This window comes from Nocardioides sp. NBC_00368, assembly GCF_036090055.1.
In the GTDB taxonomy this organism is placed as follows: Bacteria; Actinomycetota; Actinomycetes; order Propionibacteriales; family Nocardioidaceae; genus Nocardioides.
The window spans coordinates 715,484-739,848 of the sequence record NZ_CP107970.1; the positions used below are offsets into that span (position 1 = coordinate 715,484).

A 24,365-nucleotide genomic window follows, 5' to 3' on the forward strand; every position below is an offset into this window, starting at 1 on the left:
TTGAGTGGCGCCTATGAGCGACGACGCCGCGACCCCTGCGCCTGATGCCCCTGCCTTCGACTCCCAGCAGGAGGCCGACATCGCAGCGTTCTGGGAGGACGTGAAGCACCACGCCCACCTGAGCGCCGCGCCGGGCTACTTCGGTGCCTCGCCGCTGGAGGCGCTGCAGCCGCCGGCGTGGGCCTTCGGAGGCACGCCCGAGCAGTCCAACGAGCTCCTCGAGCTCGTTCTCGAGGGCGTCAAGACCGCGACCGCCTCCGCGATGTGGGACTACGAAGCCGCCGAGGAGCCCATCCCGACCGTCGGCACCCTCGGCATCGTCCTCGACGGCGCCGGCCACCCCCGGGCTCTGGTCGTGACGACCGCCGTGGACGTGGTGCCGTTCGACGAGGTCTCCGAGGAGCACGCCCGCGCCGAAGGCGAGGGCGACGGCAGCCTGGAGCACTGGCGCGAGGTCCACCGGACCTTCTTCTCCGAGGAGGCCGGCCACGACCGCGGCTTCGCCGAGGACATGCCGGTCGTCCTCGAGCGCTTCGAGCTCATCTGGCCGAAGCCGGAGTGAACCGAGCCGGATGACACCGCAGGAGCTGACCGACCGGGTCCGGGGCATCTGCCTCGGCTTCCCGGAGAGCGCCGAGCGGGTCACGCACGGTGCGCCCGGGTTCTTCGTCAAGAAGCAGTTCGTGATGCTCTGGCCGCTCGGGCACCACGGGCGGGACGAGCCGCACCTGTGGGCGGCCGCGGCGCCGGGCGTGCAGGACGAGGTGGTCGGCGATGACCCCGAGCGCTTCTTCGTGCCTCCCTATGTCGGTGGCCGCGGCTGGATCGGGATGCGGCTCGACGGTGAGGTCGACTGGGCCGAGGTCGCCGAGATCTGTGAGGACGCCTACCGGCAGATCGCGCCGGAGCGCCTGGTGCGAGACCTGGGCCGGTAGCGTACGGCCATGCCCAACGTCGCCGTCCCGGTCGCTCGGATTCCGCGCTGGGTCGACAACTTCGCCGCGCGCCACGGCGAGACCCGGCTCGCGGTCGACTCCGGGGCACTGACCGGTGCCGCGGCCGACGGGTCCTCGTTCATCGCGGCGCTCCCGTTCGAGAAGACGTACGCCGGTCCGGCCGAGGTCGAGGCGTTCGTCTCCGCCTCGACGGCTCCGCGGGAGTGGGGCATCCTGCTGGTGCGCAAGGGCGGCTTCGCGATCGCCCGGATGAGTGGCGCCGAGATCGCCGACCACAAGATCGGCCGCCGCCACGTGCAGGGAAAGACCAAGGCCGGCGGCTGGAGCCAGCAGCGTTTCGCCAGGCGCCGCGCGAACCAGGCGAGCGCGGCCTATGAGGCGGCTGCGGACCACGCCGCGCGGATCCTCGACGGGCTGAGCGGACCGCTCGTCACCGGCGGCGACCACGGGGGCGTCGACGACGTGCTCGAGGACCGGCGGCTGCGGTCGCTCACCGTCGCCGGACCGTGGCTGGCCGTGCAGGACCCCAACCGCGCGGTGCTCGATCAGGCGATCGAGGACGCCCAGAAGGTGCGGATCGAGGTCCTCAACGCCGACAGCTGACGCCTCGGCGTCAGGCGAGCTGCCAGACTCCCGGCGAACCCTTGATCATCGAGCCGTCGCTCAGGAGCGTCTGGCGGGCGCGTCGGGCGGCGTAGCGCCAGCGGAGCTCGCCTTCCGGGGTGGTCTCGAAGTCGCCGGGCAGGAGCTGGTCGGCCAGCTGGCTCTCGAGCTCGTCGAGGACGGCGTCGGCGGACATCGAGCCGCCCGCGTTCTCGAGGATCTCGAGGATGAGCGGCGCGAAGGCGGCCGGTGGGGTCCACTTGCGGGGAGCGGACTTGGTGACGACCTTCGGGGCGGCCGTCGAGCTCGTCGTGGTCTTGCGCACCCGGGTCGCCGGCCTCTTCACCGGGGCCGGAGCGGGCGGGGCCGGGGGCCGGCCGTGGATGCACTGTGACTTCGGCAGGTCACACAGCTCGCAGTAGTCAGTCTCGGACATCGGCTCAACGATATCGGCACGATCACGCCGCCGTGGCATCCCGGCGGCGAATGCGGTGACGACCTGCGAGGATGCGCTACTTTGGCAAGCATGTGGCAACCCGACCCCGGGTGGCACCTCCTTCCCGGAGGCACCGGACCCTCCACGCTGGGGGTCTGGCGCACCGCGGTGGGCGACGAGCCGGTCGTGGTCAAGCGGGTCGGTCGCCCGGGGACGTACGACCCGGTCGAGCTGGGTCGCCGGCGGCACTTCGCCTACTGGCGGCGGGCGGCCGACGTCGCGGTCTCGGGGCTGGTCGACGACACCCCTGGCATGATCTCCGCCCGCACGAGCGTGGCCGAGGACGACGATGGCATCACCTTGACCACCGAGTGGGTCGAGGACGCCGCCAACTCCGGCCTCTTCGCGGCGCTCTCCATGGGCCGCTTCGCCGGCGCGGACCTCGGCGAGGTGCGCTGGCTGGCGCGTGACCAGTTCCGTGACCGGATGGCCCGGGTGGAGTACAACGGCGGCTGGCCGACCATGATGCGTACGACCGCTGCGGACATCGCCCACACCCTCTGGGAGCGGCGTGGTCGCTTCACCGACCTCCTCGACGAGCTTCCCCAGGTCGCCCAGCACGGCGACCCTGCGCCGCAGAACCTCCTCGGCCGCACCGACGACGGCGAGCGGTTGATCGCGATCGACTGGTCCAGCCTCGGCCGTGGTCCCGTCGGCGGCGATCTCGGCCTCTACCTGCTGCACGCGAGAGAGTCGTTCGAGCCCCTGCTTGAGGCGTACGTCCTGGGGTTGCCGCCCGGCATCGCGACCCGCGAGGAGGTGACTCTCGGTGTCCAGATCAGCGCGGTCTACACCGCGATCAGCCGCGCCGAGTGGGCACTGAGCCGGGTCACGCCGGGCGAGGGTCCGCTGCTCGCGAAGTTCCGTCACCCGGCGGTCGCGCCTCATCTGAGGACCCTGCAGAAGCAGGCTCCGCTGGTCGAGGCGCTGCTCGAGATGTGATCACGACGTCCCACGGGTCACATCCGCAACACCGTTCGGGCGGTTCCTGCACTTCTCTGGCGTTGCAATGCCCGAGAAGTGCAGGAATACCCGGTTAACCGGGTATCCCAACGCCCGGGCCTACGGGTTGTCGAGATCCCGCGCCTTGAACGTGTCGCACCCGGCGATCGAGTCGGGCGTGGTCATGCCCTTTCGGAACCACGCGATCCGCTGCTCGGAGGAGCCGTGGGTGTATTGCGAGGTGTCCACGCGGCCGGTGGTCCTCGACTGGATGTGGTCGTCGCCGACGGTCTTGGCGGCGGAGATGCCCTCGGAGATGTCCTGGTCGGTGATGTCTTCGACGAATCCGTCGTTCTCGGCGGCGGCGGTCCACATGCCGGCGTAGCAGTCGGCCTGGAGCTCCAGGCGGACGGCGTCGGAGTCGGGGCCCTGCTGGGTGCGTACCTGGCCCATGGTGCCGAGCAGGTTCTGGATGTGGTGGCCGTACTCGTGGGCGAGCACGTAGGCGCGTACGAAGGTGGTGTCCTGACCACCGAGCTGCTCGAAGATCGAGTCGAAGAACGTCGGGTCGAGGTAGATGGTCTCGTCGGCCGGGCAGTAGAACGGGCCGACGGAGCTGGAGGCCGCGCCGCAGCCGCCGGTCTGGACCTGGTCGGCGAAGATCACGACGGATTGCTCGGGGCGGAACCGGGAGGTGAGGTCGGGCTGGGAGTCCCAGTAGCCCGTCATCGAGTTCTCCAGGGCCACGAAGGCGCAGTTCTCGTCGTTGTTGGCGTCCTCGCCGGTCTGGCAGGAGCCGAAGTCGCCGGTGTCGCCGCGCTCGGCCGCCTCGAGCCCGCCGAAGGTGCCGGTGCCGACCGAGGTCGAGCCACCGTCGCCGAGGACCTGCGGGCCGACACCCATGCACTGGGTGACGAGGAAGAAGACCAGCAGCAGGATGACGGTGCCGATGCCGCCGCTCGCCTTGCCTCCGGGGATCGGGATCCGGCCGCCGCCGCCACCGAACCCGCCACCGCCACCGCCGCCGGACGTCCGGCTGGTGTCGAGTCTGGCCTTCGGGTTGAACCGCATCTTGTCCCCCTGGAGGTGCTGATGTGTGGAGCCGAGTGCCCCGCCCATACACTAGTGGTCTGTCTCGTGAGGGGCTGCGCGCTACGCGCGCCCATGGCTCACGCCTCGCTGCGTTGGCGCCGCTCGGAAGACAGCCCGGTATGCCGTCGCGTCGCCGCCTTGCGAGCCATACACCCTGAACACGCCTAGCACCGAGCCCCTCACGAGACAGACCACGACTGCGATGATCACTGCCCATGACCTAGAAGTCCGCGTCGGCGCCAGACTTCTGATGGAGAACGTCACTTTCCGAGTCGGACCCGGCGACAAGGTCGGGCTCGTGGGCCGCAACGGCGCTGGAAAGACGACCCTGACGAAGGTGCTCGCCGGCGACCATCTGCCTGCCTCCGGCACGGTGTCCAACACCGGCGAGATCGGCTACCTGCCCCAGGACCCGCGAGTCGGCGACCCCGAGGTGATCGCCAAGGACCGGATCCTGTCCGCGCGCGGGCTCGACGATGCCGTACGCCGCATGCGGATCGCCGAGGAGGAGATGGGGTCGGATGATCCCAACGTCCGTGAGAAGGCGATGAAGCGCTACCAGCGCGCCCACGACGAGCTCGACGCGGGCGGTGGCTACGCGGCCGAGACCGAGGCCCTGCAGATCGCCCAGTCGCTGGGCATCCCCGACCGGATCATGACCCAGCCCCTCAAGACGCTCTCCGGTGGTCAGCGCCGCCGGGTGGAGCTCGCGCGGATCCTCTTCTCCAGCGCCGAGGTGCTGATCCTCGACGAGCCGACCAACCACCTCGACGCCGACTCGATCATCTGGCTGCGCGACTGGATGAAGTCCTACAAGGGCGGCTTCATCGTGATCTCCCACGACAACGACCTGCTCGCCCAGACGGTCAACAAGGTCTTCCACCTCGACGCCAACCGCGAGGTGATCGACATCTACAACATGCCGTGGAAGCAGTACCTGACCCAGCGGGAGACCGACGAGGCCCGGCGCAAGCGCGAGCTGATGAACGCGCAGAACAAGGCCAAGACGCTCACCGACCAGGCCAACAAGATGCGCGCCAAGGCCACCAAGGCGACCGCGGCCCAGCAGATGCTCAAGCGCGCCGAGAAGCTGATGGAGGGCGTCGAGGGCGAGCGGCAGCAGGAGAAGGTCGCGGCGATCAAGTTCCCTTCGCCCGCGCCGTCCGGCAAGACCCCGCTCACCGCCAACGACCTGTCGAAGTCCTACGGCGCGCTCGAGGTCTTCACGGCCGTCGACCTGGCGATCGACCGGGGGACCCGGGTGGTCATCCTCGGGCTCAACGGCGCCGGGAAGACCACGATGCTGCGCATCCTGGCCGGGGTCGACCAGCCCGACACCGGTCGCGTGGTGCCCGGTCACGGCCTCAAGGTCGGCTACTACGCCCAGGAGCACGAGACGCTCGACACGAAGCGATCGGTGCTGGAGAACATGCAGTCCGCGGCGCCTCAGCTCACCGACACCGAGGCGCGCACCGTGCTGGGTGCGTTCCTCTTCACCGGTGACGACGTGCACAAGCCCGCCGGGGTGCTCTCCGGCGGGGAGAAGACCCGGCTGGCGCTGGCCTCGCTGGTCGTCTCCGCGGCCAACGTGCTCCTGCTCGACGAGCCCACCAACAACCTCGACCCGGCCTCCCGCGAGGAGGTGCTCAACGCGATCCGCCGCTACGAGGGCGCGATCGTGCTGGTCACCCACGACGAGGGCGCCGTGCACGCGCTCGAGCCCGACAAGGTGCTCATCCTGCCCGACGGTGTCGAGGACCTGTGGAACGAGGAGTACGCCGACCTGGTCTCGCTCGCGTGATCCCGAGTCGGCTCAAACTGACGAGACTCGGCGTCAGGTGAGGGTGCGGACGAACGTCACCGGCATCGAGGTCGGGTAGCGGTAGGAGAGCGAGTCGGTGTTGCGCTCGACCTGGTCGGCCGGCACTGCGAGGGAGACCTCGGGAAGGCGCTCCAGCACGGTGCGTACGGCTGCCTGGACGATGATCGTGCCGGGCCGCTGCGCGGGGCAGGAGTGCGGGCCGGCGCTCCACGACATGTGGGCCCGGTTGCCGATCTCGACCCACGGGTCGCCGCCGGTCATCAGCGGATCGAGGTTGGCGGCGGCGATGCACGGCACGACCGCGTCGCCCTTCCGGATCAGCTGGCCGCCGAGCTCGACGTCGCGCAGCGCGAAGCGTGGGGTGATGTTGTAGCAGGGCGGGTCACGCCACATCACCTCCTCGATCGCCTGGTCGACACCGAGACGGCCGCCACGTAGCCGGCCCGCGAAGCGCTCGTCGGAGAGCATCAGCAGCAGCGTCTGGGTGATCGTCGCGATGGTCAGCTCGTTGCCGGCGATGATCATCACGATCATCGCCTCCATGACCTCGTTGTCGTCCCACAGGCCGGGGTCGTCGATGAGGTGCGAGGTGAGGTCGTCGCGGGGATCCATCCGGCGCCTGGCGATGTGGTCGACGATCTCGACGGCGAGCTCGATGACGCCCTCCTGGGCGAGCTGGCCGCCCCCGAGGACCTTGTGCGCGGCCTTGCGCATCGAGTCGCCGACCTCGGGGCCCATGCCGAACATCGCGGCGACCGAGAGGAGCGGGATCAGCACGGCGTAGTCCTGGACCAGGTCGGCCTCGCCGCGCTCGAGCATGTCGTCGACGAGATCGTTGCAGATGCCGCGTACCTGCGCGGCGTAGCCGTGCTCGTCGACCCGGGAGAGGGCGCGGTCGACCGGTGAGCGCAGCCGCCGGCGCAGCTCGCCGTCGTTGTGGAAGGAGTTCTGCCGGGTCGTCACGAACGGGTAGATCGGCATGTCCGGCAGGATCTTGCCCTCCTGCACCGCGCTCCAGTTGTCGCCGTTGCGGGAGAAGACCTCCTCGTTGCGGATGACCTCGCTGAACTCGGCGTAGCCCATCGCGAACCAGAGGCGTACGCCGGGGGAGAGCTCGCCCGGGGCGACCGGACCCCACTCGGCCCGGAGCTGTTCGTGCACCTCCCGTGCCCGCGGCCCGACGGTGTCGGGTGCCTGGACGAGGTCGGTGAGGTCGGCGAGACGTACGGTGCGGGTGGGGCTCATCGCGGGGCCTGTCGTCTGGGTCTGGGCTGCGGGTCAGTGGGTCTTGAGGGCGTGGCGCACGAGCGCGGCGAGCGCTCGGACGCAGGCGTTGCGGTTCTTGGCGTTGCACACCACGATCGGCGTCTCGTCGTCGAGGTCGAGCGCCGTGCGGATCTGGTCTGGTTCGTAGTTCGGCGCGCCCGGGAACTGGTTGATCGCGACGACGAACGGCAGGGACGTACGCGTCTCGAGCTGGTCCAGCACCTCGAAGGAGTCCTCGAGGCGGCGGGTGTCGACCAGGACCAGGGCGCCGGCGGCTCCCTCGGCGAGGCCCGACCACAGGTCCCAGAACCGGCGCTGCCCCGGGGTGCCGAACAGGTAGAGCGCGATCTCGTCGGTCAACGTGATCCGGCCGAAGTCCATCGCGACGGTGGTCGTCGACTTCTCCGGCGTCGCCGCGACCTCGTCGATCCCCTCGCTGGCCTGGGTGATCGACTCCTCGGTGCGCAGCGGCTCGATCTCGCTCACCGAGCCGATCAGCGTGGTCTTGCCGACCCCGAAGGAGCCGACGACCAGGATCTTGACCGATTCGACGACCGTGGGCGCCAGGTAGTGGTTGTCAGAGGTGGTTGAGAGCATGCAGCACCTTCTGGAGGGTTTCGCGGGAGGGGCCGCCGGCGGCGTCGCTGTCGGGGCGTACCCCGATCAGGCCGGCGTCGATCATGTCCGAGGCGATCACCGCGAGGACGCTGACCGGCTGGCCGAGATGGACGGCCATCTCCGCCATCGAGATCACGCCGAGGCACTGGGAGAGGACCTCGCGCTCCTGGCGCCCCACCGAGGCAGGGGTGGCCGACGGGCTGGTGTGGCCGACCAGGAGCGTCGCCGGGGTGAGCCGGTGGGTCGGGCGGACGCGACCGCCGGTCCGGACGTAGGACCGGATCGGGTGGTCGACGTAGTCGTCAGGCGCGTCGGGCATCGGCTCAGATCGAACGTCTCGGGGTGCTCATCGCGCGCTCCCCGATCATCAGGACGGTCGCCTGCATCTGCTGGGCGACCAGCGCCGGGTCGATGCTCATCTCGGTGACCACCGCGAGCCGGGAGCCGTCGCCGGCGCCACGGATGAACAGGAAGCCGCCGTTGAACTCGACCATCACCTGACGGGGGTGGGCGTCGACGCCGAACTGGCGGCTGATCCCGTGGCCGAGCGAGGTGAGCCCGGCGCACGCCGCGGCCAGCTTGTCGGCCTCCTCGCGCGGGGTGTGGCTCGTGCGGACCCGGACGAGCCCGTCGGCGGAGAGGACCACGACATGACGTACGCCGCGTACTCCCGCGACCAGCTCCAGCATCCAGCTGTTCTCATCGGTCATGGTTCCTCCAGTGGTTCTCAGGTGCGGAATCGGTCTCCGCGGCGGTGCTGCCGTCCTTGGGATCGACGGCCTGGCGAGGGATGGACGTGCCGGCAGCGGGCGTGGCCGGAGTGCTGAGGAAGCTGCTCATCCACGCGCCCGCCTGCTCGGCGGTCGGCTCCGGGCGGGGTGGGACGACCCGGCCGACCGGCTGCTGTCCGGTCGTGAAGCGCTGGCCTCGCTTCGAGCGGCGCTGGGGCAGGCCGTCGGAGGTGAACAGCGACGGCTCGCGCTGCTCGTGGCCGGGCAGGGGATCGGGCGCCTTCGCGGCCGCGTAGACCGGCCAGGCCGGGGTGGTCGATGCGGGCGGTGCCTTCGGGACCTGCGCGAGGAGCGAGGCAGGCACGGGGGTTGAGGCCGGTGTACGCGGCTCCGGCTCGACGGCCGGGTGGCCTAGCGGGGTGGTCATCGACTCGGGAACGAGGACGGCGACCCGCAGGCCGCCGTGGACCGACTCGGTCAGGTCGACCCGGAACCCGTGGCGGCGTACGTAGGTGCCGACGACCGCCAGGCCGGTCTGCGGGATCTCGCCGAGGTCGTGCAGGCTCACCTGCCGGGTGCCGGAGGCGATCTCGCGCATCCAGGCGAGGTTGGTCTCGTCCATGCCGACGCCCGCGTCGTCGATCTCCAGGGCCGCCCCGCGGCGTACGGAACGGATCGTGACCAGCACCTCGGTCGCCGGCGGCGAGGACTGGGTCGCGTTGGCGAGCAGCTCGGCGACGAGGTGGATGAGCGGCTCGACGTAGGCGCCCTGGACCGCGACCGGCGGGTCGCCCTCCACCCGGACGCGACGGTAGGCGGTGATCCGGCCCGCCGCGCCGCGTACGACGTCCGCGATCGCGAGCGGGTCGCGCCAGTGCTGCCCGGGCTGCTCCCCGCACAGCGTGGCGATGCTCTGCGCCAGCCGCGCCTGCTGCGCCGCCGCGTGGTCGACCCGCATCCCCGCCTCGAGCACGTCCGGCTCGGCCGGGAACTTGGCCACCATCCGCGTCGACTCCTCCTGGATCCGGTGCGCCGACGCCTGCACCTTGCGCGACAGCGACAGCACCGCCACCCGCATCCCGGCGTCGCCACCCCGTCCGGCCGCCCTCGCCGAGTCCGTACTTGTGGGGGCCGAGTCCTCAGTTGTGGGCGCCGAGTCCGCACTTGTGGGTGACGAAACTGTCGTTTCGTCGTCCATATCTGCGGACTCGGCCACAACAACAGCGGACTCGTCGTCCACTTCTACCGATTCGGCCGTCACTTCTACCGATTCGGCGGGGGCGGGGGTGGACTCGTAGGCCATCGCGGTGAGCCAGAGGGTGAGGGCGACGACGGGTACGCCGGCGAGGATCCATCGCCAGATCCACTGGTCACCGGAGGCGGTGACGAAGATGACGGGGGAGAGCGCGACGAAGAGGAGGATCGCGGTACTGCAGAACCATGGACCGGCTCGGTGGAGTCGGGCCAGGAGTGGTCGGGTCATGTCGGGCACCTGGTGTGGGGGTGAACAGTCAGGCATGAACCCGCGGGTCAGGACAGGGGGACGATTCCTGATCCAGCCCCCGGAGACCGGCGCACACACGCGCACCACTTCATACCACCAACAGAGCGCTTGGTCACCTGCTCCGGGTGATTTTGACCATATTTCGACGATGGTCGTGGAAGCGGCAGTACGCGTCCGGGCGACTAAGGTGTCGGGGTGTCACAAATGGGTCCAGGCTTCGGTACGACCGGCGGGGCGATGGGCGGCGGCGGGATCATGCGCAACCTGCGCGCCGACCGGACCGTGCTCCAACGTGGGTTGCCGAAGGGCACCGTCAAGCGCGTCGTCTCCTACGCCGGGCCGCATCGGACCCTGATCGGCACGTTCCTGCTGTTCACCGTCTTCGACGCCGCGCTCGTGGTGGTCACCCCGCTGCTGACCCAGCGCCTCATCGACGACGGCGTGCTCGCCAAGAACCTCTCGCTGGTGATCTGGCTGGCCGCGGCGATGGCGATCGTGGCCGTGGTCGACATGGCCTTCGGGGTGGTCTCGGGCTGGCTCTCGACGCGGATCGGTGAAGGCCTCATCTTCGACCTGCGCACCCAGGTCTTCGGCCATGTCCAGCGCCAGTCGCTGGCCTTCTTCACCCGCGCCCAGACCGGTGCGCTGGTGAGCCGCCTCAACACCGACGTGCTCGGCGCGCAGCGGGCGTTCACCTCGACGCTGTCCAACAGCGTCTCCAACCTCATCTCCGTCTTCGTGGTCGGCGCGGCGATGCTGGTGCTCTCCTGGCAGGTGACGCTGATGTGCGTCGCGCTGTTCCCCATCCTGTTCCTGACCTCGCGCTGGGTCGGCCGCCGGCTGGCCGGCCTGACCCGCGAGCAGATGGACGGCAACGCGGCGCTGGCGACCACGATGACCGAGCGGTTCAACGTCGGCGGCGCCCTGCTGCTCAAGCTCTTCGGCCGGCGTGAGGAGGAGGACGCCGCGTTCGCGCAGCGCGCCGACGTCGTCCGCCGCCTGGGCATCCGGATCGCGCTGCTGACGCGTCTGTTCGGGGCGACCATGCAGATGGTGCCGGCGCTGGCGACCGCACTGGTCTACGGTTTCGGCGGCTGGATGGTCATCCGCGGCGACGTCACGCTCGGCACCCTGACCGCGCTCGGTCTGCTGCTGGTGAGGCTGCTGGGGCCGCTGCAGGCGCTCTCCAACGTACGCATCGACGTGATGACCGCGCTGGTCAGCTTCGACCGCGTCTTCGAGGTCCTCGACCTGCCTTCGCTGATCAAGGAGAAGCCGGACGCGGTCGAGGTGCCCGCCGACGCGGCGTCCGTGCGGTTCCGCCATGTCGCCTTCACCTACCCCCGCTCCGACGAGGTCTCGCTGGCCTCCCTGGAGACGATCGCGCGGCCGGAGAGCCGCGAGGTGCGCGAGGTGCTGACCGACATCGACTTCGTGGCCGAACCGGGGGAGATGGTCGCCCTGGTCGGCCCCTCCGGCGCCGGGAAGTCGACGATCACCCACCTGATCGCGCGGCTCTACGACGTACGCGCCGGGTCGGTCGAGGTCGGTGGTCTCGACGTGCGTGACGTGACCCTCGAGTCGCTCGAGGCCGCGGTCGGCTATGTCACCCAGGACGCCCACATGTTCCACGACACCGTGCGCGGCAACCTGCTCTACGCGCGCCCGGGCGCCACCGACGAGGAGATCTGGGCGGCCCTCGAGGCGGCCCAGGTCGCCGGCGTCATCAAGGGACTTCCCGACGGCCTCGACACCGTCGTCGGTGACCGCGGCTACCGTCTCTCCGGCGGTGAGCGTCAGCGCCTCGCCATCGCCCGGCTGCTGCTGAAGGCGCCGCACATCGTGGTGCTCGACGAGGCCACCGCCCACCTCGACTCCGAGTCCGAAGCCGCGGTGCAGACCGCCCTGGACGCCGCGCTGGCGGGACGTACCTCGATCGTCATCGCCCACCGGCTCTCCACCATCCGCGCCGCCGACCGCATCCTCGTCATCGAGTCCGGTCGCGTCGTGGAGTCCGGCACCCACGAGTCGCTGCTCGCTGACGGCGGGCTCTACGCGGAGCTCTACGAGACGCAGTTCCGGCGCTAGGGCCCGGGTCAGCCCTTCCCGCTGCGCTCCTTCTCGTACGCAGCCTGGTAGGCCGCCTTCACGGCCTGCTTCTGGGCGAGCTTGGCGGCCTTCTTGCGGGCGCGCTCGTCGGTCTTCTCGTCATCGGCCGGTTCGTCATCGTCCGGTGCGGTCTCGTCCCGGCTCTGCGTACGCCGCTCGTCGTACATCAGGTAGAAGAACCCGGCGATCGCGAGGATGCCGAAGAACCACCACTGGAGTCCGTAGAAGAAGTGGGGGCCGTTGTCGAGCTCGGGGAGGTCGGCCTGGCGCAGCTGCGTGGCGGGCTCGGGGGACTCGGTGTCGAGGTGGAGCCAGCCGGTCAGCAGCGGCTCGTCGACAACCTTGGCGACCTGGGTGGACGAGAGCGCCCGGGTGGCGTGGTAGCCGTCGACCTGGGCGACGTCGGTGGAGTCGCCGGTGCCGTCGGCGCGCACCCAGCCGGTGATCGTGACCTCGCCCGTCGGAGGCGCCGGGAGATCGTCGAACTCGTCCTGCGACTCGGTCTGCAGCCAGCCACGGTCGACGAGCACCGCGGTGCCGTCGGCGAGCACCAGCGGGACGACGATGTCGATCCCCTTGGCCTCGTCGGGGGTGCGGTAGCGCCAGATGATCGTGTCGTCGACCGCGTACGTCCCGGTGGCGGTCACCCGCCGCCACTCGTCCTTCTCGGAGACCTTCGCGCCCTCGGCCAGCACCTCGGAGACGGGGGCAGGGGCGGCCTGCTCGTTGGTGCGGACGATCTGGTTGCTGGCCTTGCGGTCCTCGAGACGGTCGAACTGCCACTGGCCCAGCCACCACGTCCCGTAGGCCAGGATCAGCACGAACACCGTGAAACCGGCCCAGCGACGGCTGAGCAGGAAACGGAACGAACTCACGCCACGAGACTAACTGGCATACGGTCCTCGCTCACGATCCGGGTCGCGGCTGCCTAGACTGGTGTGATGACGACCTCCCCGACAGATCAGGCCCAGCAGAAGCTGGTCGACCGGTTCGGCCGGGTCGCGACCGACCTGCGCGTCTCGCTGACCGATCGCTGCAACCTGCGCTGCACCTACTGCATGCCGCCGGAGGGGCTCGACTGGCTGCCCGGCGACGAGGTGCTCACCGACGACGAGGTCGTGCGGCTGATCGGTGTCGCCACCGGAAGGCTCGGGGTCCAGGAGGTGCGGTTCACCGGCGGGGAGCCGCTGGTGCGGCGCGGGCTGGTCTCGATCGTCGCGCGCACCCGCGAGGTCGCTCCCGACGCGGAGCTCTCGATCACCACGAACGCGCTCGGTCTGGCCCGGATGGCCGGCTCGCTCGCGGAGGCAGGTCTCGACCGGGTCAACGTGTCTCTCGACTCGATCAGGCCCGAGACGTTCGCCGAGATCACCCGGCGGGACCGTCTGCACGATGTCGTGGCCGGTCTCGAGGCCGCGGCCGACGCCGGTCTGGGGCCGATCAAGATCAACGCGGTGCTGCTGCGCGGCGTCAACGACGACCAGGCGGCCGAGCTCCTCGGCTGGTCGGTCGAGCGAGGCTACGAGCTGCGGTTCATCGAGCAGATGCCTCTCGACGCCCAGCACGGGTGGTCGCGCGACACCATGGTGACCGCCGACGACACCCTCGCCGCGCTGTCGGCGGCGTTCGACCTCACCCCGGCCGAGGAGCCGCGCGGGAGCGCCCCGGCCGAGCTCTTCTACGTCGACGGCGGCCCGGCCAAGGTCGGCATCATCGCCTCGGTCACCCGCCCCTTCTGCGGCGACTGCGACCGGGTACGTCTCACCGCCGACGGGCAGGTGCGCGACTGCCTGTTCGCGCGCTCCGAGTCCGACCTGCGTACGCCGCTGCGTGCCGGCGCCTCCGACGACGACCTCGCCGCCCGCTGGGTCACCGCGATGGCAGGCAAGCGCGCGGGTCACGGCATCGACGACCTCGGCTTCCTGCAGCCCGACCGCCCGATGTCAGCGATCGGCGGCTAGCCGAGACCGTCGAAGCGGCGGCCGAATCTGTAGTTGTGGGCGACGAAAGTCGACTTTCGTCGCCCACAACTGCAGATTCGCTCGCCAGAACTCACTTCTCGGCGACGGGGTTTCCGACGCGGTCGAGGGCGTCCAGGACGAGCTCCCAGTAGCCGTCGACGTCGAGGGTGATCCCGACCTGGACGTTGGGCGGCTCGTCGAGGCGGCCGTGGAGGTCGACGACGGTGGCCCCGCGGGTCCAGCGGCCGGCGGTCTCGGCGGCGACGAACGACTTGTGCCAGGTGATCAGGCCGGGGTCGATGAGCGCGGCGATGGTGCACGGGTCGTGCACCGGGGGAGCGGCGAAGTCGAAGACGTCGGAGTAGGTGCCGCCGAAGAAGCCCATGAGGTCGGCGCACGCCCGGCCCACCGGGTGGTCCATGGCTCGCATCCGAGCGACCACGTCGGGGGTGGCCAGCGCCTGGTGGGACAGGTTGAGCCCGACCATCCGGATCGGGAGCCCGCTGGTCAGCACGAGGTCGAGCGCCTCGGGGTCGGCGTAGGCGTTGAACTCGGCGGCGGGGGTGGTGTTGCCGCGGTCGGTGGAGCCGCCCATGAACACGATCTCGGCGATCTGGGGACCGACCTCGGGGTGGTCGCGCAGCAGTACCGCGACGTTGGTGATCGGTCCGGTGGCCACGACGGTGACCGGCGCCGGGGCGGCCAGCAGCGACGTACGCAGGAACTCGACGGCGCCGAGAGAGACCGGCGGCGCGAGCGGCTCCGGGAGATCGGGCCCGTCGATCCCGGTGGCGCCGTGGATGAAGTCGCCGATGTGGACCTCGCCAGCCAGGGGAGCAGCGGCGCCGGTGGCGACGGGGACATCGGGACGCTCGGCCAGAGCCAGGATCCGCTGGGCGTTGTAGGTGGCCTTCTCGACCGGGCAGTTGCCGAAGGTGGTGGTGATGCCGAGCAGGTCGATGCGAGGGTCGCCCAGCGCCAGCAGGATCGCGATCGCGTCGTCGTGGCCGGGGTCGCAGTCGAGGAGGACGGGGATCGGGTTCATCGCACAGCCTCTCTGTCAGAACAGCTAATGAGCGACGACGTCCTTGAGGAACCCGCGTGCGCCCAGGAAGTCGCTCAACGACTCCTTGTGTGCGTCGCACGCGAGCCAGATCTTACGCCGCTCGGGCGTGTGGATCTTGGGATTGTTCCACTGCAGCTCCCACGATCCGGAGTCCTGGCAGCCCTTGGCCGAGCACAGGTCGGAGTCGAGCGCGCCCATCAGTCCTCGCCCTTCTCACGCAGCTGCTGCTCGCGGCCGCTGGTGAGCTGGCGCGGGCCGTAGGGCGAGTCCATCAGGTTCATCTCGTCGGTCTTGGTGTTGGTCGCGTTGGCCATCACGACCGCGATGTAGGGCAGGATCAGCGCGGCCGCGATCAGGATCGGCCACAGCCAGGCGATGCCGGCCAGGCCGGCGATCACGGCGCCGATGAAGCAGAGCGAGCGGATCGACATCGAGATGGCGTAGCGCTTCTGCCGGATCGCGATGTCCTCGGCGCGGCTGCGCCCCGCCGTCGTGATCCTGATCGGTTGCGCCTTGGACATACCGCCAGTCTAGGCCGTGGCCGATGAGCGTCGGTCAATGGTGTGGTCCTTACAGGGGCGCTCCGAACGACCTTGGAGGGTTCTCACAAGCAAAGCCAAGGCATTGGTCGTACGCCGAAGTAATCGCTACCGTCGCGCCTGTGACTGACAGTGAAAACCCCACAACTCAGAGTCCATCGCGGGCACCGCGCTCGGTGCTCGTCACCGGTGGCAGCCGCGGCATCGGCCGGGCGATCGCGGAGGCCTTCGTGGCCAACGGCGACAACGTGGCCGTGACCTCCCGCAAGGGCGGGGCTCCGGAGGGGGCTCTGGACCTGGTGTGCGACATCACCGATCCGGCCGCCGTCGAGGAGGCGTACGCCGCCGCCGAGGCCGCCCACGGCCCCGTCGAGGTCCTGGTCGCCAACGCCGGGATCACGAAGGACACCCTCGTCCTGCGGATGTCGGAGGACGACTTCACCTCGGTGATCGACACCAACCTGACCGCGTCCTTCCGGCTCGCCAAGCGCGCCTCCAAGGGCATGCTGCGGCTGCGCCGCGGGCGGATCATCTTCATCTCCTCGGTCGTCGGGCTGTTGGGCAACCCCGGCCAGGTCAACTACGCGGCGTCGAAGGCGGGGCTGGTCGGCATGGCCCGATCGCTCGCGCGCGAGCTGGGCTCACGGGGGATCACCGCCAACGTGGTCGCGCCGGGCTTCGTGGAGACCGAGATGACTGCGGTCCTCACCGACGAGCAGCAGAAGGCGATCACGGACCGGGTGCCGCTGGGACGCTACGCGTCGCCGGACGAGGTGGCCTCGGCCGTGACGTGGTTGGCAGATGCGGGTTATGTGACCGGGGCCGTGATCCCGGTCGACGGCGGACTTGGAATGGGGCACTGATCATGGGTTTGTTGGACGGCAAGACTGTTCTCGTCGCGGGAGTCACGATGGACTCCTCGATCGGCTTCGCGGTGGCCAAGGTGGCCCAGGAGCAGGGCGCCCGTGTCCTGATCTCCAACTTCGGCCGCGCGCTGTCGATCACCAAGCGGATCGCGAAGCGGCTCCCCGAGGAGCCGCCGGTCCTCGACCTCGACGTCACCAACCAGGAGCACCTCGACGGCCTCGCCGACGCGCTCCGAGCCGAGGGAGTCGAGCGGCTCGACGGGGTCGTGCACTCGATCGCGTACGGCAACCCCGAGACGCTCCTCGGCGGCAAGTTCCTCGACGGCCCGTGGGACGACGTCTCCCAGGCGGTCCAGGTCAGCGCGTACTCGCTCAAGTCGCTCGCCATGGCTTGCCGGCCGCTGATGTCGTCCGGCTCGTCGATCGTGGGGCTGACCTTCGACGCGACGATCGCCTGGCCGGCGTACGACTGGATGGGTGTCGCCAAGGCCGCCCTCGAGTCGACCTCGCGCTACCTCGCCCGTGACCTCGGTCCGGACGGGATCCGCTGCAACCTGGTCTCCGCGGGGCCGCTCAAGACGCTCGCCGCGAAGGCGATCCCGGGCTTCGAGGAGCTCGACGAGGGCTGGGGCACCCGGGCGCCGCTCGGCTGGGACAACACCGACCAGGGCCCCACCGCGAAGGCCGTCTGCGCGCTGATCTCGGACTTCTTCCCGGCGACCACCGGTGAGATCGTCCACGTCGACGGGGGCTATCACTCGCTGGGGGCGTGAGGTCATAGGGTTGCCGCATGCGGACCCTTGTCATCATGCGGCACGCCAAGGCCGAGTCGTCGGCACCCACCGACTACGAGCGCCAGCTGACCGAGCGCGGCCATGCCGACGCGGTCGTGGCGGGCGAGTGGCTGGCCGAGCAGGGCGTTGACCCGGACTACGTCCTGGTCTCGGCAGCCGACCGCACCACCCAGACCTGGGAGGACGTCGCGGTGGGGGCGTCGTGGGACCTGACGCTGGCGGAGTACGACCAGGGTCTGTACGCCGCCGGCACCTCCACCGCCCTCGACCTGATCCGTGAGGTCGACGACGGTCACTCAACGGTCGTGGTGATCGGGCACAACCCCACCATGTTCTCGCTGGTGCAGCTCCTCGACGACGGCGAGGGCGACGACGAGGCCGGCAACGAGCTCGCTCTCGGCTTCCCCACCGCCGCCGTCGCCGTACTCACCTACGACGGTGACTGGTCCGAGCTCGACGAGGCCGAGGCCTCCGTCACCGCCTTCCACGTCGCCCGCGCCTGACCTCCCGCCGAATCCTCAGTTCTGGTGCGCCGAGACCGTCGAAGTGGCGCGCCGAGACTGCAGCTGTGGTGGGTGAGACCGCAGTTGTGGCGTACCGAGATCTCGATTGCCACAACTACCGATCCGTCCGCCACAACTGCAGACTCGGCGCGCCAGATCTGAGGATTCACCCGCCGCTTCTACCGATTCGGTACGCCACTTCTGCCGACTCGGCTGAAGCGAGCCCCTTGCTCAGAGGAGGGGAGGGGCGGGGGTGACGATGCCGGCCTCGGCGTCGGCGGCCTCGATCTCCTCACGGGAGATCCCGAGGAGATACATGATCGTGTCGAGGTAGGGGACGTTGATCGCGGTCCCGGCCGCCGAGCGGACCGCGGGCTTGGCGTTGTAGGCGATCCCGAGCCCGGCGGCGGCGAGCATGTCGAGGTCGTTGGCGCCGTCGCCGATGGCCACCGTGGCCGCCTCGGGGATGCCGATCTCGGCGGCGAACTCGCGCAGCGCCCGGGCCTTGCCGGCACGGTCGACGACCTCCCCGACCACCTCACCGGTGAGAACCCCGTCGACGATCTCGAGCTCGTTGGCGCGGGCGTAGTGGATGCCGAGGTCGGCGGCCAGCCGGTCGGTGATCTGCGAGAACCCGCCGGAGACGATGGCGAAGCGGTAGCCGAGGCGGCGCAGGGTGCGGACCATCGTCCGCGCCCCGGGGTTGAGCTGCAGCCCGGCGTAGACCTCGTCCAGCGCGGTTGCCGGGACGCCCTTGAGATATTTCACCCGGCCACGGAGCGAGTCCTCGAAGTCGAGCTCGCCGCGCATCGCCGCCTCGGTGACCGAGGCGACCTCCTTCTCGTAGCCAGCGTGGGCGGCGATCATCTCGATCACCTCGCCGTCGATCAGCGTCGAGTCGACGTCCATGACGATCAGCCGCATGCCGCGGCGGACCAGGTTGGCGGGCTGCACGGCGATGTCGACGCCCTGGGCGGCGGCCTCGGCCGAGAGGGTCACCCGCAGCTCGTCGGGAGAGGCCCCGCTCACGTGCAGGTCGAAGGCGGTGACCGGGTAGCGGGCGAGCCGGATGATCCGGTCGATGTTGCCGCCGGCCGAGGCGATGGTGCGCGTCACGGACGCGAGCGCGGCGGCCTTCAGGGGCAGGCCCAGGACCGTGACCCGGGCTCGGTCGGCGGGCTCGCGCGGCGTGTCGCCGACGCCCTCCTCGATCTCGACGGTCATGTCGAGGGCGTGGGCGGTCTCCTCGATCGCGTGCTTGAGCGCGTCGGTGCTCGCCGCGTCGGCCGGCGCCGTCACCAGCAGCCCGAGCACGAGCCGCGCACGCAGCACGATCTGCTCCAGGTCGACCACGTCGACCCCCGCCAGCGCTAGCGTCGCCAAGGTGGCCGAGGTCAGCCCGGGACGGTCATTTCCGGCGAGGGTGATCAGCAGGGTGTCGGGACGGCGCTCGAGCGCGTCGAATTCCTCGGTCATCGCTGCACAGGATAGTGGAGCCGGCGCCCACGTCTCAGTCCGGCGGCCACACCTCGGGCGATCCGGCCGCGGTGAGCGCCCTCCGTGCCGCGCGGTCGAGGCCGACGAGCGCCGAGCGCCGCAGTGACATCTCGGAGGCGGAGACGGCCCCGCCGTCGTCCTCGAGCGCCACCGCGACGATCTCCCGGGCCTGTACGCCGCGGGCGGCGAGGTCCACGCACCGCGCCGGCACGCCGGGCGCGCCGGCCAGGGACGGCCGGTGACGCAGGTTCATCAGCTGGTCGGCGACCTCAGGCCGCCACCGGGCGACGTCGAGCTCGGCGAGCGCCGTCGCCGACTCGCTCAGGGCGAGCCGCAGAGCCCGGTCGGCCTCACCGACGTCAGGGAGCTGACGGCGCTGGGCGGCGTACGCCTGCCACTCGAGCACCGCCCCGACACGGACGGGTACGAGGCCGATCCAGGTCCCGGTGGTCGAGCGTGTCGAGACCACGACCGCCTCGCCGGCCTCCAGGGCCGCGTCGTTGAAGGCCCTCGGGCCGCCCAGCCCGACCGGGTCGCCCTCGGCGGGAAAGGTCACCCCGACGGCGGTCGCCCCCTCCGTACGCAGCCGCCCCATCCCGCTCACCAGGGTGTCCGCCACGCCCTCGGCGCCACCGAGCCCGAGCGCGGCGAGCCCGCTGACGGTGTGGGTCGCGTCGGGACCGATCACCGCGTCGAGCACCAGGTCGGTGACCGCCTCGCCGCGCAGCCACGCCGTCATCCACCACGCCAGGCGCAGCGCCTCAGGGGTGGCCTCGTCCCACCCCGCATCCTCATGACTCACGGGCGCCCACCCTATCCCCGAGCCCACCGACCCCTGCCGATAGATTTGCCGCCATGGCAGCCGTGCTGGAGTTCACCGACGTCACCGTACGCCGCGGGGGCAACGCCCTTCTCGACTCTGTGAGCTGGGTGGTCGAAGAGGATGAACGCTGGGTGATCCTGGGCCACAACGGCGCCGGCAAGACCACGCTGCTCCAGACCGCCGCGGCACAGCTGCACCCGACGTCGGGAGTCGTGAAGATCCTCGGCGAGCAGATCGGCCGTATCGACGTCTTCGAGCTGCGCCCGCGCATCGGTCTGACCTCCGCCGCGCTCGCCGACCGGATCCCGCGCCACGAGCTCGTCCGCGACGTCGTGGTGAGCGCGTCCTACGGCGTCGTCGGGCGCTGGCGCGAGCACTACGACGACCTCGACCACGACCGCGCCCAGGAGCTGCTGATCGAGGTCGGCATCAAGCACCTCGGCGAGCGGCGGTTCGGCACCCTGTCCGAGGGCGAGCGCAAGCGGGTGCAGCTGGCCCGGGCGCTGATGGTCGACCCGGAGATGCTGCTCCTCGACGAGCCGGCCGCCGGCCTCGACCTGGGAGGTCGCGAGGACCTGGTCTCCACCCTGTCGACCCTTGCCTACGACCCCGACAGCCCCGCCACCGTGCTCGTCTCCCACCACGTCGAGGAGATCCCGCCGGGCTTCAGCCACGTCCTGATGATGCGGTCGGGCCGGATCACCGCCCAAGGGCTGATCGAGGACACGCTGACCGCGGCCAACCTCTCCAAGACGTTCGGCATGCCGCTCGAGCTGGAGACGAGCGAGGGCCGCTACTGGGCCAAGCGCCGCGCCCGCCACACCCGGTAGGCTCCTACTCCTCCAGCGGCTCGATCGAGGACAGGAACTCGTCCCAGGAGTCGGCCAGGTGCTCCCGCGACACGGGAGTGACCGTGGCCGCGGCATCCACTTCGGTCTCGCTGCTCTGGTGCCGCACCGAGCCGTGGTCGGCGCCGGCGGCGGCCAGCAGGAACAGACCGCCACCGGCGTCGCTGCCCACCGGGACGAACCCGACAGGGATGACGTCGCTCTGCGTGCTGAGAAGGTGCCACAGGCTCGACCACTTCGGGACGTCTCCGACGCCACAGATGATCTCGATGCCGTGGTTGTTGTAGCCCGCGAGCGCTCCGCCGTCCTGCCTGACCAGATATCTGCGGTAGTCCTCGGGAAGGCCGGCCCCGAGCATCTCCTCGAGCTCCACGAGCTTGTTCGAGGGAGCGGCTGGGAAGGTCCGCTCGTACCGCAGTTCAGTCACCCGGTGCGGACGGTGTCGCCCGAGATGTTGTCGACGACGCGGATCCCGCCGTCGTCGGGGTCGTCGACGAGCTGAAGATCGGAGCCGACGGGCAGCGACCAGATGCCGATGAGAGCAGGCTCGATCTCGCAGAGTCGGTTGTAGTCGACGATCTGCATGTTGGACGAGTCCGCCAGGTACTCGTCCGTGTCGATGCTGGAGAAGATCCGCCAGCCGTTGTCTGCGGCCGCCTTGGAGTCCTCGCGGACCATCCACTTGACCCGGCCGGCGCCGGAGAGCACGTTTTTGGTGGTCAGGCACGCGCCGGCCTTCGGGATGAACTCCATGTCGCTTCCTTCGCTCTTGATCTCGGGCACGACCGCTAGCGGTCGATGCCGTGTTCCTTCACGTACGCCTCGGCTCGGGCAACCATGTCGGGGCGTCGCGGGTACTGCCGGATGTTGTCGAGCACCGTGCGGCCGTCGACGCTCATCTTGGTGAGGTCGAGATCTTCTCGGCCGAAGATCTCGTCGAGGAACGGCGCGATCTCGGACTCACTGAACTTGAAGACCTTCCCGATCGTCTCCAGCGGGGTTCCGTGCCGTGATGAGACCCGGTTCAGATCGGCTCCGGCATCGAGAAGCCGCCGTAGCAGGGGCGTCTCGGCCGCGAAGTCGTGCTTGTTCTGCCCCAGCAGCACATGCAGCGTGGTGACCCCACCGGCCTGCTCCCAACCGGGATCGGCTCCGTCGTCGAGCAGCATGCCGACGATGACCGGACGATTCGCCGGCACCTTCTGAGCCAGCGCGTCGAAGAGGAGGCCGGGGCCCAGGTCGGAGTCGGTGGCATCCGCGGGGCGGTAGAGCGTACGGAACTCCTCGATGGTGCCGCGCTTGGCCAGCGAGCGGAGGCGTTGGCCTTCTTCGGTGGTTCGATCGGCGCTCATGTCTCCACCCTAGCCATGGTCCTCGTCATCATGAGATTGGTTGCGCAGAGGGTCCTCGACCCGGTAGTTGTCGGCGTCTCGGTAGCGCTCGAGGAAGTCCTCCTTGGAGATGCGATGGCTCATGTAGTCGTCGTGAAGGCGCCGGTACTCCTCGCCAGGGACGTGGCCCATGTCCCAGACACCCTTGCGGGACTGTCCGGGTTGCCAGGTGACCTCGTACCAGTCGCCATCCCGGTTCTGGACCCAGACCTCACCGTCACCGTTCTTGGCGTTCTCCCATACCTCGTCGACCTGACCGTCGGCGTACTTGGGTCGCCGTTTCGGGTTGGCGTAGGGGAGCTTCTTACCGTCCTTGTCCTTGCCGCGTTCGGGTGGCGCGTCATTCCCCGGGTTCGACCCCGGCTGGTTGCTGTCGACGGAGTCGGCCAGGTCGCTGTCCTGGTCACGACGCTGCTCGACGTCGTTGCGGAGCCTGTCGGCCTCTTTGCGCTTGCGCTCAGCCAGCCTCACCATCACGTCGCGCAGGGTCTGCACCGCGGTCTCGCGGGCGTCTTCGACGGTGTCGGACAATCTGTCGGCCATGTGGACTCCTCAGGACGCGAACAGCGGAAGCGCGGACAGGCGGGCGGCGAAGTTGTGGCCGATCTCGAGCTGGTCGAGACCACAGTCGTCGATGGCGGTCGCGATCTGATCCATGAGGTCGAAGCCGAGGTCGACCCCGGCGACGTCATCCCCACTGGTCACCAAAGGGGCCTCCATCGCCATGATCGCGAAGTCCGTGATCGTACCCGTGAGTGGCTCGATCACCATGGACGCGACCTGGCCGATCAATTCGTCCATCGCGATGTCGGTGGCGATGTCGAGGGCCTTCTTCCGGGCGGCGATGATGGCGGCGTTGGCGGCCAGGCTGGCGCCGGCGGTGACCACCGCGGTGGCGGCGGCAGCCGCGATCTGCGCTGCCGTGATGGTCAGCTCGGCGATGACCTTGACTTTCAGCGCCACGACCGCGTCGGCCAGGATGTCGATGCCGGACGCGACCTCGGGCAGCGCGTCGAGCAGCTGATCCAGGTTGGAGGTCCGGTTGTCTGCGTACGCCTGGATCAGGGCGCTGACCGACTTCGACTTGGCTCCCTCCTGGAGCTCGATCAGCCGGCTTTCGAGCCGATCCAGCGTGTCCCGTACGTCCGACTCGAGCTCCCGAACCAGCTGCGCCGCGTCGCGGACCGCATCCTCGTCGACGTTCGGCCACTCGTAGCCGAGCAGATCGAGGACATAGTCCAGCTCGGCCGGGATCGTCATCCCCATTCCTGAAACCCTCCCGAAAGTTCGCCCGGATCGAAGCCCAGGAGCAGGTTCCTGGGGGATGTGGAACCCTACCGGCAGCCATCGGAACGCGGCGACCGAAATTCGATGCGCACGCCGGTGCGAAAACATCCCCGCGCCGTGAACGCCATGCCGCTAGGGTGACGTCATGGACTGGCAGGACTGGGACTGGGCGATCTGGACGGCACTCGGAGCGCTGCTCGTCGTCGGAGAGCTCTTCAGCCTCGACCTGATCCTGCTGATGCTGGCGACCGGAGCCTTCGCGGGTGCGGTGACCGGCGCGTTCACCGACAGCTTCGTGATCCAGGCGATCGTCGCGCTGGCGGTCTCGGTCTCCATGCTCGCGGTCGTACGCCCGGGGCTGGCCAGGCGGCTCCACAACGGCCCGGAGATCCAGATCGGCGCGCAGAAGCTGATCGGCGTCCAGGCGGTCTCGCCCGTCGAGATCAGCGCCCACAAGCCTGGGCAGCTCAAGCTCGAGGGCGAGCTCTGGACCGCTCAGCCCTATGACGAGACGCTCGTGATCGCGGCCGGCACGCCGGTCGAGGTGCTCGAGATCAGAGGAGCGACGGCCTACGTCCATCCTCTTCCGGAGCTCGGGACTCCGTAGTTTCCGGGCAACCTGACGCAACCGAAACAGACAAGGACTGATTG

At 69.8% G+C, this 24,365-nt stretch carries 30 protein-coding genes; 12 read left to right on the forward strand and 18 right to left on the reverse strand.

The annotated features are described in order from the left end of the window. Nucleotides 1-13: 13 nt before the first annotated feature. From OG984_RS03265 to OG984_RS03275, 3 genes are read left to right on the forward strand one after another with little or no spacing between them, the layout of a single operon-like run. Complete coding sequence (locus tag OG984_RS03265) at nucleotides 14-562, forward strand: ASCH domain-containing protein (RefSeq protein ID WP_328530220.1); 549 nt, start codon at nucleotides 14-16, stop codon at nucleotides 560-562. Between the two features lie 10 nt (nucleotides 563-572). Continuing rightward, entirely contained in the window at nucleotides 573-935 is a 363-nt protein-coding gene (locus OG984_RS03270) for an MmcQ/YjbR family DNA-binding protein (RefSeq protein ID WP_328530221.1), read from the forward strand. A gap of 9 nt (nucleotides 936-944) precedes the next feature. Continuing rightward, a complete protein-coding gene (locus tag OG984_RS03275; protein ID WP_328530222.1) occupies nucleotides 945-1,559 on the forward strand; it encodes an acVLRF1 family peptidyl-tRNA hydrolase in 615 nt (204 codons plus the stop codon). A 10-nt stretch (nucleotides 1,560-1,569) separates the two neighbouring features. Here OG984_RS03275 and OG984_RS03280 read toward each other — a convergent pair whose 3' ends face one another. Beyond that, a complete protein-coding gene (locus OG984_RS03280; RefSeq protein WP_328530223.1) occupies nucleotides 1,570-1,995 on the reverse strand; it encodes a hypothetical protein in 426 nt (141 codons plus the stop codon). Between the two features lie 90 nt (nucleotides 1,996-2,085). On the opposite strand from OG984_RS03280, the gene OG984_RS03285 reads away from it, so the two are divergent. Further along, complete coding sequence (locus tag OG984_RS03285) at nucleotides 2,086-2,997, forward strand: phosphotransferase (RefSeq protein WP_328530224.1); 912 nt, start codon at nucleotides 2,086-2,088, stop codon at nucleotides 2,995-2,997. Between the two features lie 120 nt (nucleotides 2,998-3,117). Here OG984_RS03285 and ypfJ read toward each other — a convergent pair whose 3' ends face one another. Further along, nucleotides 3,118-4,068 carry a KPN_02809 family neutral zinc metallopeptidase gene (gene ypfJ, locus OG984_RS03290; RefSeq protein ID WP_328530225.1) on the reverse strand — a complete coding sequence of 317 codons (951 nt, stop codon included), beginning with the start codon at nucleotides 4,066-4,068 and terminating at the stop codon, nucleotides 3,118-3,120. A 223-nt stretch (nucleotides 4,069-4,291) separates the two neighbouring features. Between ypfJ and abc-f the strand changes: the two genes are divergently transcribed. Continuing rightward, entirely contained in the window at nucleotides 4,292-5,890 is a 1,599-nt protein-coding gene (abc-f, locus tag OG984_RS03295; RefSeq protein ID WP_328530226.1) for a ribosomal protection-like ABC-F family protein, read from the forward strand. 33 nt (nucleotides 5,891-5,923) lie between these two features. On the opposite strand, the gene OG984_RS03300 is transcribed toward abc-f, so the two are convergent. Genes OG984_RS03300 through OG984_RS03320 form a run of 5 tightly spaced genes read right to left on the reverse strand, consistent with a single transcriptional unit; the run spans nucleotide 5,924 to nucleotide 10,009 of the window. Further along, complete coding sequence (locus OG984_RS03300) at nucleotides 5,924-7,156, reverse strand: hypothetical protein (protein WP_328530227.1); 1,233 nt, start codon at nucleotides 7,154-7,156, stop codon at nucleotides 5,924-5,926. A gap of 33 nt (nucleotides 7,157-7,189) precedes the next feature. Continuing rightward, entirely contained in the window at nucleotides 7,190-7,774 is a 585-nt protein-coding gene (locus OG984_RS03305; RefSeq protein ID WP_328530228.1) for a GTP-binding protein, read from the reverse strand. Further along, nucleotides 7,755-8,114, reverse strand: a complete 360-nt coding sequence (locus tag OG984_RS03310) for a DUF742 domain-containing protein (RefSeq protein ID WP_328530229.1) — start codon at nucleotides 8,112-8,114, stop codon at nucleotides 7,755-7,757. The genes OG984_RS03305 and OG984_RS03310 overlap by 20 nt, the downstream gene beginning before the upstream one ends. A 4-nt stretch (nucleotides 8,115-8,118) precedes the next feature. Then, nucleotides 8,119-8,505 (reverse strand): roadblock/LC7 domain-containing protein, encoded by a 387-nt coding sequence (locus OG984_RS03315; RefSeq protein ID WP_008357073.1) that lies wholly within the window; start codon nucleotides 8,503-8,505, stop codon nucleotides 8,119-8,121. After that, nucleotides 8,495-10,009: an ATP-binding protein gene (locus OG984_RS03320; protein WP_328530230.1), complete on the reverse strand. Its 1,515-nt coding sequence runs from the start codon at nucleotides 10,007-10,009 to the stop codon at nucleotides 8,495-8,497. Before OG984_RS03320 ends, OG984_RS03315 begins: the two co-directional genes overlap by 11 nt. Nucleotides 10,010-10,234: 225 nt before the next feature. Here OG984_RS03320 and OG984_RS03325 point away from each other — a divergent pair, with 225 nt between their 5' ends. Beyond that, nucleotides 10,235-12,118: an ABC transporter ATP-binding protein gene (locus OG984_RS03325; protein ID WP_328532314.1), complete on the forward strand. Its 1,884-nt coding sequence runs from the start codon at nucleotides 10,235-10,237 to the stop codon at nucleotides 12,116-12,118. Nucleotides 12,119-12,126: 8 nt separating this feature from the next. Here OG984_RS03325 and OG984_RS03330 read toward each other — a convergent pair whose 3' ends face one another. Beyond that, on the reverse strand, nucleotides 12,127-13,014 hold the full coding sequence (locus tag OG984_RS03330) for an SURF1 family cytochrome oxidase biogenesis protein (protein ID WP_328530231.1): 888 nt from the start codon (nucleotides 13,012-13,014) through the stop codon (nucleotides 12,127-12,129). 66 nt (nucleotides 13,015-13,080) lie between these two features. On the opposite strand from OG984_RS03330, the gene moaA reads away from it, so the two are divergent. Beyond that, entirely contained in the window at nucleotides 13,081-14,100 is a 1,020-nt protein-coding gene (gene moaA / locus OG984_RS03335; protein ID WP_328530232.1) for a GTP 3',8-cyclase MoaA, read from the forward strand. A 91-nt stretch (nucleotides 14,101-14,191) separates the two neighbouring features. Here the strand turns inward: moaA and OG984_RS03340 are convergent, their stop codons facing one another. Genes OG984_RS03340 through OG984_RS03350 form a run of 3 tightly spaced genes read right to left on the reverse strand, consistent with a single transcriptional unit; the run spans nucleotide 14,192 to nucleotide 15,687 of the window. Beyond that, nucleotides 14,192-15,145, reverse strand: a complete 954-nt coding sequence (locus OG984_RS03340) for a nucleoside hydrolase (RefSeq protein ID WP_328530233.1) — start codon at nucleotides 15,143-15,145, stop codon at nucleotides 14,192-14,194. A gap of 24 nt (nucleotides 15,146-15,169) precedes the next feature. Then, complete coding sequence (locus OG984_RS03345; RefSeq protein WP_328530234.1) at nucleotides 15,170-15,364, reverse strand: acetone carboxylase; 195 nt, start codon at nucleotides 15,362-15,364, stop codon at nucleotides 15,170-15,172. After that, entirely contained in the window at nucleotides 15,364-15,687 is a 324-nt protein-coding gene (locus tag OG984_RS03350) for a DUF3099 domain-containing protein (RefSeq protein ID WP_328530235.1), read from the reverse strand. Before OG984_RS03350 ends, OG984_RS03345 begins: the two co-directional genes overlap by 1 nt. Nucleotides 15,688-15,827: 140 nt before the next feature. Between OG984_RS03350 and fabG the strand changes: the two genes are divergently transcribed. Genes fabG through OG984_RS03365 form a run of 3 tightly spaced genes read left to right on the forward strand, consistent with a single transcriptional unit; the run spans nucleotide 15,828 to nucleotide 17,868 of the window. Then, entirely contained in the window at nucleotides 15,828-16,568 is a 741-nt protein-coding gene (gene fabG / locus OG984_RS03355; protein WP_328530236.1) for a 3-oxoacyl-ACP reductase FabG, read from the forward strand. Between the two features lie 2 nt (nucleotides 16,569-16,570). Further along, on the forward strand, nucleotides 16,571-17,344 hold the full coding sequence (fabI, locus tag OG984_RS03360; RefSeq protein ID WP_328530237.1) for an enoyl-ACP reductase FabI: 774 nt from the start codon (nucleotides 16,571-16,573) through the stop codon (nucleotides 17,342-17,344). Between the two features lie 17 nt (nucleotides 17,345-17,361). Continuing rightward, complete coding sequence (locus tag OG984_RS03365) at nucleotides 17,362-17,868, forward strand: SixA phosphatase family protein (protein WP_328530238.1); 507 nt, start codon at nucleotides 17,362-17,364, stop codon at nucleotides 17,866-17,868. A 231-nt stretch (nucleotides 17,869-18,099) separates the two neighbouring features. On the opposite strand, the gene serB is transcribed toward OG984_RS03365, so the two are convergent. Together serB and OG984_RS03375 are read right to left on the reverse strand one after the other, a co-directional pair. Beyond that, entirely contained in the window at nucleotides 18,100-19,344 is a 1,245-nt protein-coding gene (serB, locus tag OG984_RS03370; RefSeq protein ID WP_328530239.1) for a phosphoserine phosphatase SerB, read from the reverse strand. Between the two features lie 34 nt (nucleotides 19,345-19,378). After that, nucleotides 19,379-20,167, reverse strand: a complete 789-nt coding sequence (locus tag OG984_RS03375; RefSeq protein WP_328530240.1) for a hypothetical protein — start codon at nucleotides 20,165-20,167, stop codon at nucleotides 19,379-19,381. 53 nt (nucleotides 20,168-20,220) lie between these two features. On the opposite strand from OG984_RS03375, the gene OG984_RS03380 reads away from it, so the two are divergent. Then, a complete protein-coding gene (locus tag OG984_RS03380; protein WP_008357048.1) occupies nucleotides 20,221-21,018 on the forward strand; it encodes an ABC transporter ATP-binding protein in 798 nt (265 codons plus the stop codon). A 4-nt stretch (nucleotides 21,019-21,022) separates the two neighbouring features. Here the strand turns inward: OG984_RS03380 and OG984_RS03385 are convergent, their stop codons facing one another. From OG984_RS03385 to OG984_RS03405, 5 genes are read right to left on the reverse strand one after another with little or no spacing between them, the layout of a single operon-like run. Further along, nucleotides 21,023-21,463: an SMI1/KNR4 family protein gene (locus OG984_RS03385; RefSeq protein WP_328530241.1), complete on the reverse strand. Its 441-nt coding sequence runs from the start codon at nucleotides 21,461-21,463 to the stop codon at nucleotides 21,023-21,025. Continuing rightward, on the reverse strand, nucleotides 21,460-21,789 hold the full coding sequence (locus tag OG984_RS03390) for a DUF2185 domain-containing protein (RefSeq protein WP_328530242.1): 330 nt from the start codon (nucleotides 21,787-21,789) through the stop codon (nucleotides 21,460-21,462). Before OG984_RS03390 ends, OG984_RS03385 begins: the two co-directional genes overlap by 4 nt. Nucleotides 21,790-21,824: 35 nt before the next feature. Continuing rightward, entirely contained in the window at nucleotides 21,825-22,388 is a 564-nt protein-coding gene (locus OG984_RS03395) for a hypothetical protein (protein ID WP_328530243.1), read from the reverse strand. 9 nt (nucleotides 22,389-22,397) lie between these two features. After that, nucleotides 22,398-22,970: an HNH/ENDO VII family nuclease gene (locus OG984_RS03400; RefSeq protein WP_328530244.1), complete on the reverse strand. Its 573-nt coding sequence runs from the start codon at nucleotides 22,968-22,970 to the stop codon at nucleotides 22,398-22,400. A 9-nt stretch (nucleotides 22,971-22,979) separates the two neighbouring features. Continuing rightward, nucleotides 22,980-23,693: a WXG100-like domain-containing protein gene (locus OG984_RS03405; protein WP_328530245.1), complete on the reverse strand. Its 714-nt coding sequence runs from the start codon at nucleotides 23,691-23,693 to the stop codon at nucleotides 22,980-22,982. Between the two features lie 166 nt (nucleotides 23,694-23,859). On the opposite strand from OG984_RS03405, the gene OG984_RS03410 reads away from it, so the two are divergent. Beyond that, nucleotides 23,860-24,321, forward strand: a complete 462-nt coding sequence (locus OG984_RS03410) for an NfeD family protein (protein ID WP_328530246.1) — start codon at nucleotides 23,860-23,862, stop codon at nucleotides 24,319-24,321. Nucleotides 24,322-24,365: the final 44 nt, after the last annotated feature.

Bases quoted from the DNA above. Each gene is read 5' to 3' on its own strand.
- fabI (WP_328530237.1), top strand. From the start codon at position 16,571: ATGGGTTTGTTGGACGGCAAGACTGTTCTCGTCGCGGGAGTCACGATG.
- OG984_RS03320 (WP_328530230.1), bottom strand. From the start codon at position 10,009: ATGACCCGACCACTCCTGGCCCGACTCCACCGAGCCGGTCCATGGTTC.
- ypfJ (WP_328530225.1), bottom strand. From the start codon at position 4,068: ATGCGGTTCAACCCGAAGGCCAGACTCGACACCAGCCGGACGTCCGGC.
- OG984_RS03345 (WP_328530234.1), bottom strand. From the start codon at position 15,364: ATGGGCGCGCTCGACTCCGACCTGTGCTCGGCCAAGGGCTGCCAGGAC.
- OG984_RS03380 (WP_008357048.1), top strand. From the start codon at position 20,221: ATGGCAGCCGTGCTGGAGTTCACCGACGTCACCGTACGCCGCGGGGGC.
- OG984_RS03315 (WP_008357073.1), bottom strand. From the start codon at position 8,505: ATGACCGATGAGAACAGCTGGATGCTGGAGCTGGTCGCGGGAGTACGC.
- OG984_RS03395 (WP_328530243.1), bottom strand. From the start codon at position 22,388: ATGAGCGCCGATCGAACCACCGAAGAAGGCCAACGCCTCCGCTCGCTG.
- OG984_RS03300 (WP_328530227.1), bottom strand. From the start codon at position 7,156: ATGAGCCCCACCCGCACCGTACGTCTCGCCGACCTCACCGACCTCGTC.
- OG984_RS03350 (WP_328530235.1), bottom strand. From the start codon at position 15,687: ATGTCCAAGGCGCAACCGATCAGGATCACGACGGCGGGGCGCAGCCGC.
- OG984_RS03270 (WP_328530221.1), top strand. From the start codon at position 573: ATGACACCGCAGGAGCTGACCGACCGGGTCCGGGGCATCTGCCTCGGC.
- OG984_RS03410 (WP_328530246.1), top strand. From the start codon at position 23,860: ATGGACTGGCAGGACTGGGACTGGGCGATCTGGACGGCACTCGGAGCG.
- abc-f (WP_328530226.1), top strand. From the start codon at position 4,292: ATGATCACTGCCCATGACCTAGAAGTCCGCGTCGGCGCCAGACTTCTG.
- OG984_RS03400 (WP_328530244.1), bottom strand. From the start codon at position 22,970: ATGGCCGACAGATTGTCCGACACCGTCGAAGACGCCCGCGAGACCGCG.
- OG984_RS03390 (WP_328530242.1), bottom strand. From the start codon at position 21,789: ATGGAGTTCATCCCGAAGGCCGGCGCGTGCCTGACCACCAAAAACGTG.
- OG984_RS03310 (WP_328530229.1), bottom strand. From the start codon at position 8,114: ATGCCCGACGCGCCTGACGACTACGTCGACCACCCGATCCGGTCCTAC.
- OG984_RS03285 (WP_328530224.1), top strand. From the start codon at position 2,086: ATGTGGCAACCCGACCCCGGGTGGCACCTCCTTCCCGGAGGCACCGGA.
- OG984_RS03305 (WP_328530228.1), bottom strand. From the start codon at position 7,774: ATGCTCTCAACCACCTCTGACAACCACTACCTGGCGCCCACGGTCGTC.
- serB (WP_328530239.1), bottom strand. From the start codon at position 19,344: ATGACCGAGGAATTCGACGCGCTCGAGCGCCGTCCCGACACCCTGCTG.
- OG984_RS03340 (WP_328530233.1), bottom strand. From the start codon at position 15,145: ATGAACCCGATCCCCGTCCTCCTCGACTGCGACCCCGGCCACGACGAC.
- OG984_RS03365 (WP_328530238.1), top strand. From the start codon at position 17,362: ATGCGGACCCTTGTCATCATGCGGCACGCCAAGGCCGAGTCGTCGGCA.
- OG984_RS03280 (WP_328530223.1), bottom strand. From the start codon at position 1,995: ATGTCCGAGACTGACTACTGCGAGCTGTGTGACCTGCCGAAGTCACAG.
- OG984_RS03325 (WP_328532314.1), top strand. From the start codon at position 10,235: ATGGGTCCAGGCTTCGGTACGACCGGCGGGGCGATGGGCGGCGGCGGG.
- OG984_RS03275 (WP_328530222.1), top strand. From the start codon at position 945: ATGCCCAACGTCGCCGTCCCGGTCGCTCGGATTCCGCGCTGGGTCGAC.
- OG984_RS03405 (WP_328530245.1), bottom strand. From the start codon at position 23,693: ATGGGGATGACGATCCCGGCCGAGCTGGACTATGTCCTCGATCTGCTC.
- OG984_RS03265 (WP_328530220.1), top strand. From the start codon at position 14: ATGAGCGACGACGCCGCGACCCCTGCGCCTGATGCCCCTGCCTTCGAC.
- moaA (WP_328530232.1), top strand. From the start codon at position 13,081: ATGACGACCTCCCCGACAGATCAGGCCCAGCAGAAGCTGGTCGACCGG.